At 33.0% G+C, this 14,766-nt stretch carries 14 protein-coding genes; 8 read left to right on the top strand and 6 right to left on the bottom strand.

Features of this window, described 5'->3' with window-relative positions:
• Positions 1–2: 2 nt before the first annotated feature.
• The gene (locus KA878_RS00160) at positions 3–677 is read right to left on the bottom strand and encodes a hypothetical protein (RefSeq protein ID WP_053029991.1); all 675 of its coding nucleotides are present in this window, start codon (positions 675–677) and stop codon (positions 3–5) included.
• A gap of 213 nt (positions 678–890) precedes the next feature.
• Entirely contained in the window at positions 891–1,760 is an 870-nt protein-coding gene (locus KA878_RS00165) for an undecaprenyl-diphosphate phosphatase (RefSeq protein WP_053029990.1), read from the bottom strand.
• A 430-nt stretch (positions 1,761–2,190) separates the two neighbouring features.
• Here KA878_RS00165 and KA878_RS00170 point away from each other — a divergent pair, with 430 nt between their 5' ends.
• The gene (locus KA878_RS00170) at positions 2,191–3,822 is read left to right on the top strand and encodes an ABC transporter ATP-binding protein/permease (RefSeq protein ID WP_193839655.1); all 1,632 of its coding nucleotides are present in this window, start codon (positions 2,191–2,193) and stop codon (positions 3,820–3,822) included.
• Positions 3,819–5,480 (top strand): amino acid ABC transporter ATP-binding/permease protein, encoded by a 1,662-nt coding sequence (locus KA878_RS00175; RefSeq protein WP_193839654.1) that lies wholly within the window; start codon positions 3,819–3,821, stop codon positions 5,478–5,480. Before KA878_RS00170 ends, KA878_RS00175 begins: the two co-directional genes overlap by 4 nt.
• Positions 5,481–5,610: 130 nt before the next feature.
• On the opposite strand, the gene mgrA is transcribed toward KA878_RS00175, so the two are convergent.
• Entirely contained in the window at positions 5,611–6,048 is a 438-nt protein-coding gene (gene mgrA / locus KA878_RS00180; RefSeq protein ID WP_053029987.1) for a global transcriptional regulator MgrA, read from the bottom strand.
• Positions 6,049–6,271: 223 nt separating this feature from the next.
• Here mgrA and KA878_RS00185 point away from each other — a divergent pair, with 223 nt between their 5' ends.
• The 4 genes from KA878_RS00185 (at position 6,272) to KA878_RS00200 (ending at position 10,786) form a co-directional block, all read left to right on the top strand.
• Positions 6,272–7,201: a CobW family GTP-binding protein gene (locus tag KA878_RS00185; RefSeq protein WP_193839653.1), complete on the top strand. Its 930-nt coding sequence runs from the start codon at positions 6,272–6,274 to the stop codon at positions 7,199–7,201.
• Positions 7,202–7,276: 75 nt separating this feature from the next.
• Positions 7,277–7,573 carry a hypothetical protein gene (locus KA878_RS00190; RefSeq protein ID WP_053029985.1) on the top strand — a complete coding sequence of 99 codons (297 nt, stop codon included), beginning with the start codon at positions 7,277–7,279 and terminating at the stop codon, positions 7,571–7,573.
• Between the two features lie 175 nt (positions 7,574–7,748).
• Positions 7,749–9,314: an SLC13 family permease gene (locus tag KA878_RS00195; RefSeq protein WP_228480582.1), complete on the top strand. Its 1,566-nt coding sequence runs from the start codon at positions 7,749–7,751 to the stop codon at positions 9,312–9,314.
• Between the two features lie 98 nt (positions 9,315–9,412).
• Positions 9,413–10,786: a cryptochrome/photolyase family protein gene (locus KA878_RS00200; protein WP_193839652.1), complete on the top strand. Its 1,374-nt coding sequence runs from the start codon at positions 9,413–9,415 to the stop codon at positions 10,784–10,786.
• Positions 10,787–11,059: 273 nt separating this feature from the next.
• Here the strand turns inward: KA878_RS00200 and KA878_RS00205 are convergent, their stop codons facing one another.
• The 3 genes from KA878_RS00205 to KA878_RS00215 form a co-directional block, all read right to left on the bottom strand.
• A complete protein-coding gene (locus KA878_RS00205; RefSeq protein WP_070854468.1) occupies positions 11,060–11,338 on the bottom strand; it encodes a hypothetical protein in 279 nt (92 codons plus the stop codon).
• Positions 11,335–11,952, bottom strand: a complete 618-nt coding sequence (locus KA878_RS00210) for a DUF1361 domain-containing protein (RefSeq protein ID WP_053029981.1) — start codon at positions 11,950–11,952, stop codon at positions 11,335–11,337. The genes KA878_RS00205 and KA878_RS00210 overlap by 4 nt, the downstream gene beginning before the upstream one ends.
• Before the next feature lie 203 nt (positions 11,953–12,155).
• Positions 12,156–12,575 (bottom strand): PPC domain-containing DNA-binding protein, encoded by a 420-nt coding sequence (locus KA878_RS00215; protein WP_193839651.1) that lies wholly within the window; start codon positions 12,573–12,575, stop codon positions 12,156–12,158.
• A 233-nt stretch (positions 12,576–12,808) separates the two neighbouring features.
• Here KA878_RS00215 and norA point away from each other — a divergent pair, with 233 nt between their 5' ends.
• Together norA and KA878_RS00225 are read left to right on the top strand one after the other, a co-directional pair.
• Positions 12,809–13,981 carry a multidrug efflux MFS transporter NorA gene (gene norA / locus KA878_RS00220; RefSeq protein WP_193839650.1) on the top strand — a complete coding sequence of 391 codons (1,173 nt, stop codon included), beginning with the start codon at positions 12,809–12,811 and terminating at the stop codon, positions 13,979–13,981.
• Positions 13,982–14,235: 254 nt separating this feature from the next.
• On the top strand, positions 14,236–14,721 hold the full coding sequence (locus KA878_RS00225) for a hypothetical protein (RefSeq protein WP_193839649.1): 486 nt from the start codon (positions 14,236–14,238) through the stop codon (positions 14,719–14,721).
• Positions 14,722–14,766: the final 45 nt, after the last annotated feature.

The raw sequence follows: 14,766 nt of genomic DNA on the forward strand, positions 1-14,766 counted from the left end.
CATTACGCCTTATTATTCTCTTCGTTTTTATTTTGTGAAACAATACTATCAGCTTCATGACCGTCCAATTTTTTCATTTCTTTGATGCGCGCTTTTTCTTCTTGTTTTTGTAATTTTTCTTCTTCTTTATGACGTTTATCAATGTTTTTTTGAAGTTTTTTATCTAGTTTATTAACGTCTTTTTTGTTCTCTTTTTCGAGTTTTTCGCCTTTTTTCTCAGTCTCATCATCAAGTTTACCAGGCGTTAAACCAACTTTTTCTTGATATTTTTGAGTCTTTTTCATATCTTTCACACGTTGTTTTTCATTCTTTTCACGTGCTTTTTCTTCTTCTTTATGGCGTTGCTCTATATTTTTTTGAAGCTTTTTGTTCATTTTATCAGCTTCTTTATAATTTTTCTTAGCTAATTTTTCGCCTTTTTTCTGAATGTATTCAGGATCGTTTTCTTTAGCAATTTTTTTCAATTCTCTCTTGTTGTCGAATTCTTGTTTCTTGTCTCCTAAATAGTCTTTTGCATCTGATGCTTTATTCGCAATAGCGTGACCAGCATTAGACGTTGCGTTTGTTGCTTTTTGCACCTCAGGGTGAGATTTAATACGTTTACGTTCTACAATTAGTGGCACAATAATGATTGGTAAAACATTAATTGCCGTTTTAATGAGTTTCTTTTTGTCCATACACGTTGCCTCCATTAGATTTACTATTTATCTTCATTACCCTATGATACATGATACTAAACGAAGGAACTAGCTAGAACACTCATAATATCTTGAATAAACAATAGACGTGAACATTAAATTGTCTTTCAGTGCAAAAAATGAGAGCAGGACAGAAATTAAAATAAATTCGTTGTCCCGCTCTCGTTCAATGGTATTAACCATAATTTAATTTTAAATGCCTTTGCCAATGCCAAAACCGAAGTACAGAATAGCAATAATGATTACTAATACAATACGATAAATTGCAAATGGTACTAACTTAACTTTATTAATTAAGTGTAAGAACGTTTTAATTGCAATTAAGCCGACAACAAAGGCAGCTAAGAACCCAATTAAGTAAAATGGGATATGTGAAAGTTCGATATATTGATAGTTTTTAAATAGTGATAACGCACTAGCAGCTAGCATAATAGGTACAGCCATAATGAATGTAAAGTCAGAAGCAGACTTATGATCTAACTTCATTAAGACACCTGTTGAAATAGTAGATCCAGATCTACTGAAACCAGGCCACATTGCGACTGCCTGAGAGATACCAATTACAAACGCTTGAACATAATTAATCTGGTCAACAGATTGAGGATTTGTCACTTTCTTGCTATATTTGTCTGCAATGATCATATAAATTGCACCTAGGAATAAACCAATCATTACAGTAGGAACGCTAAACAAATGTTCTTCAATAAAATCATCAAATAAGACGCCTAAAATACCAGCCGGAATCATACCTACTAAGACGTGTAGTAAGTTTAAGCGACGTGGCTTAGAACGAAATTCTTCATTAATTGACGTTTTTCTGTATTTGCCAATATGTAACATTTCGAAATAACGCTCACGGAAGACCCATGCTGCAGCAAAAACAGAACCTAATTGAATTACAACCTTGAAGGTGAAAGCTGATTCAGAACCTAAAAATTCAGTCGATTTTAGCCACATGTCGTCTACTAAAATCATGTGACCCGTAGATGAAACTGGCGCAAATTCAGTTAATCCTTCGACGATACCTAGGATAAGGCCCTTGATAAACTCGATAATAATCATAAGTAACCTCTTTCTTTTATTAGAAATTTAAAATATTGTTGTCTTTAAATATATTGTTGTCAAAATTCACTTTACTATAATATCATAATGCATTAAATCTATGCTAATAATATTAAGGCAACTACTTAAGCCTTATGTATAAATGTTAGTGATGCTTTGAGCAGACTTTTATTTAAAAAGTGGAAAAGTGTTTAACGACCTACAATATATTTTTATACCTTTTCCAATGTACTAGTATAACAGCGCATTTCACAACAGTCTTAAGTATGAAATGGTTACTTTAAGAGGCGCATATATCTTAAATAATTCGAATATAAAGCAAAAATACATAATCTAATAACATGTTCATTATATTGTCACTGTTTTTCAAAAGGTATTAAATGCTAAACCAATAAGAACCTTTTATAATAGGAAATTAGGTGAAGATAAAGTGAAAAAATTAATGAATTTAGTCTTTAAATATAAAATATTTCCATTGTTAATGGGAATTGTAAGCACATGCCTAGCAATAACTGTCGTTATTCAAAATATAAGTATTGCGACTTTTTTAGATCAAGTCTTATATAATCATACATCGTCTATTTTTTCATTGTTAATTATCATTTTAATCGTCTTAATTCTAAGAGCAACATTGAATATGATTAACTTGCGATTAGGTGATACGTTAGCTAGTAAGGTGAAACATCAATTACGCAAAGAAGTTGTTTTAAAAGACACCGTCGTTGCCACGGGAACGCAAATTAATATTTTAACCGAGACTATAGACGGCCTGTCTCCATTTTTTAAAAACTATTTACCACAAGTCTTTAAGTCAATGATGATTCCTTTAATAATTATCATAGCAATGTGTTTCATCCATTTAAATACCGCATTAATTATGATTGTTACAGCACCATTCATTCCACTTTTTTACATTATTTTTGGTCTTAAAACGCGTGATGAATCTAAAAATCAAATGACGTATTTAAATCAGTTTAGTCAGCGTTTTCTCAATGTGTCTAAGGGGCTTATTACACTTAAGCTTTTTAGACAGACCGAACACACGAAAGCACATGTATATGAAGATAGTACGCGATTTCGTGATTTAACGATGCGCATATTAAAAAGCGCGTTTTTATCGAGTTTAATGCTCGAGTTCATTAGTATGTTAGGTATTGGATTGGTTGCTTTGGAAGCTGCGCTAAGTCTTGTGGTTTTTCATAGCATTGATTTTAAGACGGCGGCAATTGCCATCATATTAGCACCTGAGTTTTATAATGCGATTAAAGATTTAGGACAAGCCTTCCATACAGGTAAGCAAAGTGAGGGGGCGAGTGATGTCGTTTTTGACTTTTTAGATTCTGATAGTGCAACGCTTGTAAATCAAGAGAAGGTCAAAGTACAGCAGAAACCTCAAATTTGTATGACTCATGTAACGTATCACTATCCGAATCAATCATCTTATGCGATTCAAGATATGTCTTTAACAATCAATAGTGGGGAGACTATCGCTATTGTAGGACCAAGTGGTGCAGGTAAATCAACTTTGGCAAAGCTACTTACTCAAACGATTCGACCAACATCTGGCCAAGTAACGTTTAACTACAATGTTCATCAAATTGGAATGTTGAGTCAAACGCCATATATTTTTTCGGCATCTATTAAAGATAATATCGCCATGTTTAAAGAAGTTGATGATGATCAAATCCTTCATGTATTAGAAATGGTTGGCTTAAAAGAGAAAGTATTGTCACTAAAAAAGGGGATTTATAGTCAAATTGGTGAAGGTGGCGAAATGTTATCAGGTGGTCAAATGCGTCGTATCGAGTTATCTAGAGTGTTACTAATGCATCCTGATGTAGTTGTGTTTGACGAACCGACGACTGGCTTAGATTTAGAAACGGAGACGATCATTCAACGTGTCATCGCTCAACATTTTAATGGTGTAACGATGATTATGATTGCACATCGTGATTCAACGATTCGCCAAGCAACACGACGATTATTTATTGAAGCGGGTCACTTAGTTGAAGATGACCAGACGATTTCTGTAAGACTAGATAAAGGTGGTGACCTCATATGAAACCACATATTCGATTTCGGCCGGATAAGGATTTAATATTAGTCATCTTGACGGGGGTTATAGGGAGCATCGTTGCCTTAGCAATGTTCTTCTTAAGCGGCTATATGGTAACCCAAAGTGCATTAGGAGCACCTTTATACGCATTAATGGTGTTGGTTGTATCAGTTAAGATGTTTGGGTTTATACGTGCTATTGCCCGATATGGAGAACGTTTGCTCTCGCATAGAACAACATTTACAATGTTGCGAGATGTTCGAGTTCAATTTTTAGAGCAATTAATTCCAAGAGTACCTAATTTGTATCGTAAGTATTCATCTGCTGATTTACTAACAAAAATGATAAGCAAAGTAGAAGCTTTGCAAAACATTTACTTACGAGTCTACTATCCACCGGTTGTCATTGGTTTCACAGCAATTATTGCAGCTGTCACATTAATTTATTTTAGTGCGGTTCATGCGATTGTTATCGTAATAAGTATGTTATGTTCACTATGGTTGGTACCGTGGTTAAGTGCTAAGCGGGTAGGCCATTTAAAGGAACAAGTTGCACAGCAACAACAAACTACGATTACGCAATTTTATGATTACAAGGAAGGGTATGCTGAGTTAGCTCGTTTTAACAACGTAGAAGACTATCGTAATCATTTGATGCACGCATTAGAAACATATGACAACATGCAATCGAAAGAATCACGATTTTTAACATTATATGATTATATGCTCAATTTAATCGCTATGCTCGCTATATTTGCGACTTTAGCCTTGGGCATTTTACAAGTTAAAGAAGGACAATTAAATGTGGTGTACTTAACGAGTATTGTATTGATGATGTTAACTTTATTTGAACAAACAGTGCCGATGAGCAACTTTGCATATTATAAAGCGGATACAGATGAAGCATTACATAGTTTGAATGATGTGTTGTCGTATCCAGTGGACGAATCGAAGCAAACATTAGAAGTGATGCAGCACCGTGTTTATGATATTAGAGAAATGTCATTTAGTTACGAACATCAAGAAATGCCTACATTATCCAATATAAACTTAACTGTAGATAACGGCGAGAAAATAGCAATTGTTGGACCATCAGGTTCTGGGAAAAGCACGTTACTACAAATCATGAGTGGCTTGTATGATATTGATAGTGGACAAGTAGCTCTTTATGGACAAAACGTTTCACATCTAAATGAAGACAGTCGCTTTGAACAACTTAATGTACTACTACAATCTCAACAATTATTTGATGGTACACTGCGTTCTAACATGTTCACGAATCATAATGATAGTGTTATTCAAAATGTTTTAACAAGATTGAATTTAGGCCATCTTAATTTGGAAAGACCCATTACTTTAGATGGAAATACATTATCGGGTGGAGAGATGCAACGTATTGCGCTAGCACGTCTATTTCTAAAAGATGCCAATGTATGGTTGTTAGATGAACCAACGACGGCATTGGATGAAGTTAACACTAAGCAAGTGATGCAAATGGTTGAGGAACAAGCTGAAACAGTGATTGTTGCAACACACGATTTGAAATTATTGCCACACTTTGACAAGATTGTCGTTCTCATTGATGGTCAAGTGAAAGAACAAGGACGTTATGATGAATTAAGTCAAGGTGATCACTATTTGAGTCGTTTATTAAAAATGAACTAGCGCACATATGCTATAAACGAAAAACCTGAGATATCTACGATAGATAACTCAGGCTTTTCGTTATTGATAAATATATTATAATTTGATTCGAAACGAATAACTTTAATTGGCTTAGTATTAGCATGTCATTTTATTTTGACTCGGTAAAAGCGTCGATGACTTTACCTAATAGACGATTAAGTTCGTGTACTTCATCTTTACTTAAAGAAGAAGCAGTTGCAACTTTCTTAGATGCATCGCTTAATTCAGGTTTGATTTTTTCACTCTTCTCAGTAAGATGAATGAATACTTCACGTTGATCAACTTCAGAACGTTCACGTTTGATGAGATCAACATGTTCCATTCTTTTTAATAAAGGTGATACGGTACCAGTATCTAAAGCTAGTTCTGTAACTACCTTTTTAACATTTACAGGAGATTCATCCCATAAAATACTTAGCACTAAAAATTGTGGGTAAGTAAGATTGTACTTTTTAAAGACTTTATTTGAATAGTAGCGATTAACTTGTCTTTGAGCATTGTACAAACTAAAGCAGAGTTGCTCTTTCAAATTATGTTGTTCAGACATTAAAGTTCTCCTCCAGACATTCTATCCGTCTCTCTATGTTTCGGATTAAATTTCGTCTATGTTGTATAAAATATAACTTGCAACACACTTCGTCTCAATGCCATGCTAAAATTAAAGTATGTTTAAATTCTAGAAGATATTTCTATTTTAATCAAGTGTAATCTAAAATAAATACATATATTATCATATTCGAATTAATTTTAAAAAGAAAAGAGATTTTAAAATGATAAATAATAAAAATGAAAAAATATCAATTACAATTGTAAATGGCTTTTTAGGAAGTGGTAAAACTACATTTCTAAAACATTATATAGAGCAATTATTAAAAAAAGATGAGAAAATAACAATTATTATGAATGAATTTGGCAGTTTCGACGTTGATAGTTTATTACTTGGAGATGACGTATCCATTCGTTCATTAATTAATGGCTGTGTGTGTTGTGATTTAAATAGTGACTTAGTAAATCAGATGAAGCAGTTAATTGAACTTCAAGAAACCAGTCATATCATAATCGAAGCCACAGGTTTAGCATATCCGCTTGAGATTTATACGGCTTGCCAAGATCCGATGCTTGTAAATAACGTTCATAAACCTACAATCATTGGTATTGTAGATGCACAAAGATTTATAAAGAAAGATGTATATAGTCCGTCAACTGCTCAATTATTAGAAGAACAATTAAGTTATAGTGACACAATAATATTGAATAAAGTTGATTTAGTAGATGAAGAAGCCATCCATAACATTAAAGAAAATCTAAAACAAATCAATCCGAATGCGCCTGTTATTGTTACCACTTACAGTCAATTTCAATATGATCAAATTCATGTTAATGCGATTCAGCACCATGAAAAACAACATAAGCATGCCCATCATCATGGTATACAATCAATGCAATATACATTTACAACTGCTATAGATCGCCAATTGTTTTATCAATTTATTATGCGTCTACCAGATAGTGTGCTTCGACTAAAAGGCTTTGTGACGTTTAGAGATTTGCCAGAGGTCACTTATGAATTTCAATATGCTATGGGATTACCTGATTATGGCATTATCGACAAAGAGGTGCCGTTGACAATTGTCATCATCGGGGAGGCATTAGATACGAATCGATTACGTAATCAACTTGATATGATTCAATTTACTTAAATAGGTTATTGTCACAGTTATGACATAGGCGTTTGCTTTTTAATCATTTATAATTGAAAATAGGGGGGTTTGACCATGAATAACGAAGATAAACGTGCGAAGCAAATTCGCTTTGAATTTAGATGGATTACGATTCCATATACAATTTTTGCTATTATCGTACTGCTGTTTAATATATTTTATACCAATATTAAAGTGACAATGGTTTTATTTGGACTCTTTTTCGCTTATAATTTAGGGATTTTATTTATCGCATTCATTAATCGTTTTAAACGAACGCTGATTTTATCCTTAATCTTAACCATTCTAAGCGCAGCTACATTCTTTACATTATTATATGTTTTTGGACTAAATCGTGAAATTTTTGGTTAGATAAATACATGTTAAATGATATGAACTTTGTGATAAGCAATTAAATGTTTATCGCAAAGTTTTTTTGTTTCTAATTGTCTGAAAAGTGACTATTTTGTGTATTTTATCACATAATCGTCTTTGATAAAGCGCTTTCTTGATATACTGACATTGACGAATTGAGGGAGGGGTAATGATGAAGAAAGCACAATCAATACAGGACAATGATAATCTTTTAAAGCATGACAAAGAAAAGAAACGTAAAAGTGGTTGTAAGCCAATTTGGATTATAATCAGTTTTGCTGTTTTATTCAGCATCTTAGTATTACCAACACCAGAAGGTTTACCGATTATGGCTAAAGGCGCACTAGCAATCTTAGCGTTTGCGGTCATTATGTGGGTGACAGAAGCTGTAACATATCCAGTATCAGCAACGATGATTCTAGGTTTAATTATTTTAATTTGTGGATTTAGTCCAGTTCAACAGTTGTCAGAGAAGTTAGGCAATCCAAAAGAAGGAGATAAAATCTTGTCTGGCGCAGATTGGCTAGGTACTGGGAATGCATTGACGCATGCCTTTAGTGGCTTCTCAACATCTGCGGTTGCATTAGTTGCGGCAGCATTATTTTTAGCTGCGGCTATGCAAGAAACACAATTACACAAACGTTTAGCTTTACTCGTGTTATCTATTGTTGGCAATAAAACAAGAAACATTGTGATTGGTGCTATTTTGGTTTCAATATTACTCGCTTTCTTTGTTCCTTCAGCTACTGCTAGAGCAGGTGCCGTTGTACCAATCTTATTAGGGATGATTGCTGCATTCAAAGTTTCAAAAGAAAGTAAACTGGCCTCCCTTTTAATTATTACTGCAGTTCAAGCTGTTTCCATTTGGAATATAGGCATAAAAACTGCAGCTGCACAAAATATCGTAGCGACAAATTTTATTAACCAGAACTTAGGACATGACGTATCATGGGGCGAATGGTTCTTATATGCGGCGCCATGGTCTATACTTATGTCCATTGCATTATTCTTTGTCATGATGAAAGTAATGCCACCTGAACATAAAGAAATCGAAGGGGGTAAAGCATTAATAAAAGCAGAATTAGATCAATTAGGACCTGTTTCTAATAGAGAGTGGCGACTTATTATTATTTCTGTATTGTTACTCTTTTTCTGGTCTACTGAGAAGGTCTTACATCCCATAGACTCTGCGTCCATTACTTTAATTGCTTTAGGTATTATGTTGACGCCTAAGATTGGTGTGATTACATGGAAAGGTGTAGAGAAAACAATACCTTGGGGAACCATTATTGTCTTCGGTGTAGGAATTTCATTAGGTAATGTTTTATTAAAAACAGGTGCTGCACAATGGCTGAGTGATAAAACATTTGGGCTTATGGGATTACAACATATGCCATTAATCGCTACGATTGCACTAATAACGTTATTCAATATCTTAATTCATCTTGGGTTTGCGAGTGCAACCAGTCTATCATCTGCACTTATTCCGGTCTTTATATCACTAACAGCAACATTACATTTAGGTGATCAATCGATTGGGTTTGTGTTAATTCAACAATTTGTAATTAGCTTTGGGTTCTTATTACCTGTGAGTGCACCACAAAATATGCTTGCCTATGGAACAGGGACATTTACAGTCAAAGACTTCTTGAAGACTGGGGTACCGCTAACGATTATTGCGTATATCTTGGTACTAATTTTTAGTTTGACTTATTGGAAATGGTTAGGACTTGTTTAAGTGTGACACGCTCTTTGAAATTATCATTCTATGAAGCGGATTTTAAATTGTTAGAAAAAGGGTAAAGTTAATGAACCTTTAATAACAGGAGTGAAATAATGACTATTGGTGTAATACTTAATCGCGTTTTTAGAATTCATAATAATCCATTATTTGAATATATAAATCAAAATAAAGAAGATATTGAGAAATGTTATCTTATTATTCCACAGGAAATATTTGATGAAGATGGTACAGAAATGAAAGCAAATTACTATTATGGTGTCTTGCAATCATTTCTTGAAGCACTTCATCAGTATGATATCGAACCGTTTTTATTAGACTATCGTGAATTAGGAGATTTTTGTTCTGATAAGGGCATCGACGAAGTTGTCATTGCTGGAGATATTATGAGCTATCATCATGAAAGTTATGACATTCGTCATTTGAAAAAGGCTTTCAACAAATACAATATTACGGTTACTACCGTTCGTGCAAATCACTATTTCAAACCAAGCACAACGATGAATAAACAAGGTGAACCTTACAAAGTCTTTACGAGTTTTTACAAGGCACATCGCTCTAAACTAAGACAACATGAATCATATCATTACGAATTAGGTGATTTGTCACACTTATGTGTCAAATCGCAGCAAACACTAAAACAAGATTATTCAAATAAGGGTCTTTCAGAATCACAGGCTATAAAAAATTGGAATAACTACATTGAGCAAGACATACAAAATTATGAAACCAATCGTGAATATTTACCTGAAGTCTTAACAAGCCAACTCAGCATTGTGTTAGCTTATGGCTTAATAGATATTAAGCAAATTGTTACACAATTGTTAGAGGCTTATGAAGAGGATGAACATAATATTGAACAATTTATCAGAGAGCTTATGTTTAGAGAATTTTATTATGTATTAATGACACTTTATCCACATACTGCGCATGAGGCGTTCAATGAGAAGTATCGTGATATTCAATGGTCATATAATAAAAATAATTTTAAACGCTGGTGTGAAGGACAAACAGGGTTTCCAATTGTTGATGCAGCTATGTCTGAGTTAAATCAAACTGGATTTATGCATAATAGAATGAGAATGGTCGTTTCTCAGTTCCTAACGAAAGATTTATTTATAGATTGGACGTGGGGTGAAGATTATTTCAGAAGACGATTAATTGATTTCGACTCTGCGTCCAATGTACATGGATGGCAGTGGTCTGCATCAACTGGAACAGATGCTGCGCCATATTTCAGAATGTTTAATCCAAGTCGCCAAAGTGAACGATTTGATAAGGACGCATTATATATTAAGACATATATACCACAGTTAAATGATGTTACTGCTAAATATTTACACGAACCTTTCAAACATGAAGAAGCATTGGAACAAGAAGAAATTAAATTGGGACAAGACTATCCCAAGCCTTTAGTGGATCATAAAGAAGCGAGAGCACATGTGATGTCAGTATTTAAGCAATTTTAAAATAATTGAAGTGGGCCTGGGATAAAACAAATTATTTCAGCCTACTTTATTATTTTGGCAGTGGCTGACTAATTTGAAATGATGCTTAAATCAAGCTACTTTCAAATCTAGTCATCTTTGCCGAAGGGCCCCTAATATAGAATTTTCCTTCGAAATATTCTATATTAGGGGCCCTTTACAACATGATTTATATTTCATTTCTAGATTGTCGTAGCATTTGAAAAATAGGCCTATTTTCATATTTCCTTAGTCTTAATGTTCTAGGATTTGAGTTTATTTTAAAGCGAATAAGCAAATATAAACCGCCACATATTCTAAGAAAGTGATGATATACATGTATTTTAATCTTAATTTGATATCAAGTGGCACTTCCCAATTAGGATAGTGACGTTCATAATAAAAGATTTGAATAAGATACAAACCAATCCCTAATGGTAATAGCATGAGAAGAATGCTATGTGTCATGCTGAAACCATTTTTATGAAAGAAATGACCAATAATGAGTTGTAACAATATAATAATGAGAAAAAGAATAAACATATGTCCAATCATTTAGCAACCCTCACTCCTTTCACAAAGATAATGATAACGGTTTGTAATAGAACCATTAGTAAAATAAAGGTAATGGTCTGTGTATTTAAAGACGTGATCACTTGATGAATGATTGTGAATGGTTCAGTAATTAAATGAACAGTATGGAATCGTAAAAAGCGTCCCATATAGATTCCTAAACCATTTAAAAACATAAGAACAATAATTAAAGTCCGATTAAGCCATACTTTTGTAGTAAAATGCATAATATTTATAAAAATAAGAATCATACAATACATTGCTAAGAAAACACCTAGTAATATGTAGGTGAAATATAGCCATTCCATAATATTTAATCGAACATAAAAATCAAATGTGAATTGATTTAAATGAATTAAATCTGTCAGCATATAAAATGTATTAGGTACTAGTAATATAAAAATCAAACCAAATACGATAAAGAGTGGCCACTCATAATTTTTTCTTGGTTTGAATAAGCGTAATAGTAAGCATAATTCAAATGGAATATATGCTAAAAATAGATTTAAGCTCATAAAGTTAAAAACACGTGTTTCAAATAATGAGAATGTGAAAAGGATTATAAAATAGAGTCTGGCAATATAACGCGAAGTCATGTTATACACTACTTTCTTTAAAACTAAATGTTCATTTTTGTTAGTCAATGATTAATAATAAAGGTTACTTAAATGGTAATCAAATAATAAAGCATTTATCTTATCTAAATAGGTAGCATGAATCATTGTAAAAAATGAAGGAAGATATAAATAACCCATAGATGCGTAACTAAATAGGCTATCTATGGGTTATTATCGTTGTATTAAGGTCTTAATAAGTTTAATCCGGTTTCTTCATCATGTGTGCGATTAATATCTAAGTTTGTCATCTGGATTACGATTTCTGCAGTAGCTGACACCACAGCTTGAGTTAGATGACCACTTAACGTTTGGAAATCACGTGTGCCAAAGGTACCGTGTAAATGGGCAAATGGTTTATCATCTATGTGAGAAATATTGCCAAGTAAACTTGTTAATTCTAAAGATTCTTTAATTTCACGTGCTTCGTATTTTTGACTATCTAAATTATAAAAATTGAGTGTTACATTATCACAGGCACCGATACCACTGACTGATCCAAATTTCATTTCTTGTTCCACAGCAAATTGTGTAACAGCTTCTACAATATCTTCGCCTTTATCTAGTACTAAAAGAAACGTTTGATCATCTTTTTTATATTTCATCATTGTCACCTCAATTTGATTAGTTACATCTATTATACTAGCCAGTAAGTTTAATTGCTTAGAATTTAAATTTTACTATTGTAATATAGAAGTTAAATAGTATACAATGTCCTAATATTATGTAATTTTCAACTATGTCATTGTACATTGCTCGTTTAGATTGAATCAAAAGCAAGATTAAATTTAAATGAGACGATTGAATTTACCAATTATTTATGAAATGAGGTGTCATCATGAAAAAACAATTATTTACATTGTACTTCAATATTTTCTTAATCTTTGTAGGTATCGGGCTGGTTATACCTGTACTTCCTGTATACTTAAAGGATTTAGGCCTAAAAGGTAGTGACTTAGGTATATTGGTAGCAGTGTTTGCCTTGTCTCAAATGATTATTTCACCATTTGGCGGTACGATGGCCGACAAACTTGGTAAAAAATTAATTATCTGCATTGGTTTAGTTTTATTTGCTATATCTGAATTTCTATTTGCGATTGGTCATCATTTTCCTGTGCTCATTGCTTCTCGTATATTAGGTGGTTTTAGTGCTGGAATGGTTATGCCTGGTGTAACAGGTATGATTGCAGATATCTCACCAGCAAAAGACAAAGCAAAGAATTTCGGTTATATGTCAGCCATTATTAATTCAGGCTTTATTTTAGGTCCAGGAATTGGAGGATTTTTAGCAGAATTCTCACATCGTGCGCCATTTTACTTTGCGGGTGCATTGGGTGTAGTAGCCTTTATCATGTCTTTATTATTAATTCATAATCCGCGCAAAGAAACAACAGATGGTTTCACAACAATTGAGCCGGAAGTATTTACTAAAATTAACTGGAAAGTATTTATTACACCAATTATTTTGACGCTGGTATTAGCTTTTGGACTATCAGCATTTGAAACTTTATTCTCTTTATATACAGCTGAAAAAGCTAACTATACGCCAAGAGATATATCCATCGCAATTGTTGGAGGCGGTGTGGCCGGAGCACTATTCCAAGTCTTCTTCTTTGATAAATTTATGAAATATATGACTGAATTAACCTTTATTATTTGGTCATTACTATATTCAGCGATTGTGCTTGGCTTGTTGATAGTGTCACATAGCTACTGGACAATCATGTTTATTAGTTTCATTGTTTTCATTGGTTTCGATCTAATCCGTCCTGCACTTACCAATTATTACTCAAATATTGCAGGCAATCGTCAAGGTTTTGCTGGTGGTTTAAACTCCACATTTACAAGTATGGGGAACTTTGTTGGTCCGTTAGTGGCAGGTGCCCTGTTTGATGTTAACGTAGAGTTCCCATTGTATATGGCTATTGTAGTCATGTTGTTTGGTATAGTGATTATTTTTGTTGAAAAAGCACTGCAAGCAACAAGACGTCGAAAACGTGCTGCGAAATAATTAATAGTCGTAAAAAATGATAATATGAATATTAAATCTAATAAGCAATGACATTATTCGTTTTTAAATGATTAAATGATGATGTCATTGCTTATTTTTACATTTAGGTTGTTAAATTGTAACAATATAGCGTCGTTTATTAATAGAAGTATTACAAAGATTACAGTTATTTTAAATTGCAGTCTACATAATTATTTTTACTCAATTTATATGTTAAGATAAATAAAAATTTAGAGAGAAATGTGGGTAAGGAGATGAATTTAAAAAACATACTTTTAGGTATGGTAGCTGTTATTCTATCAATTTGTTTAGCGTTTTTATTATTCATAGCTACGAATCAAAATGCCTTAGCAAAAGTACATCAAACGATTTCTACATTTTCAAAGATGAATAATGTTTCTGCAGCAGAGAAAATGTTAAATATAACGACAAGCCACACTGCTAAAGCATCAGAAAAAGACGTCAATGAACGTAAAATAGAAGCGCATTATAATAAATTAGATTCAACTACGCGAGATAACGACAAGCGCAACAAACATGAATATTCTTCAGAAGAATGTAGAATCATTGCTCAAAATTATACAAATCACCAATACGGCAAAGTTGTTAATTTAGAGCGTAGCGGTGAAACCAACCAAGATATTACGTATCAATTGAATACACATCATTCATCGCCAAATAGTAATATTGCAGTAAATAAAACGGGTAAAATAGAAACATCATCAAATAACGCACAATGATAGCGCCTTTTCTAATAGTAGAGAAGAGCGCTATTTTTATTTTTT

Origin of the sequence: Staphylococcus sp. GDY8P57P (genome assembly GCF_017892585.1) — a bacterium.
In the GTDB taxonomy this organism is placed as follows: Bacteria; Bacillota; Bacilli; order Staphylococcales; family Staphylococcaceae; genus Staphylococcus; species Staphylococcus borealis.

What these genes read in the sequence shown, in the direction of transcription:
- KA878_RS00160 (WP_053029991.1), bottom strand. Translation starts at nt 677, where the DNA reads ATGGACAAAAAGAAACTCATTAAAACGGCAATTAATGTTTTACCAATC.
- KA878_RS00165 (WP_053029990.1), bottom strand. Translation starts at nt 1,760, where the DNA reads ATGATTATTATCGAGTTTATCAAGGGCCTTATCCTAGGTATCGTCGAA.
- KA878_RS00175 (WP_193839654.1), top strand. Translation starts at nt 3,819, where the DNA reads ATGAAACCACATATTCGATTTCGGCCGGATAAGGATTTAATATTAGTC.
- mgrA (WP_053029987.1), bottom strand. Translation starts at nt 6,048, where the DNA reads ATGTCTGAACAACATAATTTGAAAGAGCAACTCTGCTTTAGTTTGTAC.
- KA878_RS00185 (WP_193839653.1), top strand. Translation starts at nt 6,272, where the DNA reads ATGATAAATAATAAAAATGAAAAAATATCAATTACAATTGTAAATGGC.
- KA878_RS00190 (WP_053029985.1), top strand. Translation starts at nt 7,277, where the DNA reads ATGAATAACGAAGATAAACGTGCGAAGCAAATTCGCTTTGAATTTAGA.
- KA878_RS00195 (WP_228480582.1), top strand. Translation starts at nt 7,749, where the DNA reads ATGAAGAAAGCACAATCAATACAGGACAATGATAATCTTTTAAAGCAT.
- KA878_RS00200 (WP_193839652.1), top strand. Translation starts at nt 9,413, where the DNA reads ATGACTATTGGTGTAATACTTAATCGCGTTTTTAGAATTCATAATAAT.
- KA878_RS00205 (WP_070854468.1), bottom strand. Translation starts at nt 11,338, where the DNA reads ATGATTGGACATATGTTTATTCTTTTTCTCATTATTATATTGTTACAA.
- KA878_RS00210 (WP_053029981.1), bottom strand. Translation starts at nt 11,952, where the DNA reads ATGACTTCGCGTTATATTGCCAGACTCTATTTTATAATCCTTTTCACA.
- KA878_RS00215 (WP_193839651.1), bottom strand. Translation starts at nt 12,575, where the DNA reads ATGAAATATAAAAAAGATGATCAAACGTTTCTTTTAGTACTAGATAAA.
- norA (WP_193839650.1), top strand. Translation starts at nt 12,809, where the DNA reads ATGAAAAAACAATTATTTACATTGTACTTCAATATTTTCTTAATCTTT.
- KA878_RS00225 (WP_193839649.1), top strand. Translation starts at nt 14,236, where the DNA reads ATGAATTTAAAAAACATACTTTTAGGTATGGTAGCTGTTATTCTATCA.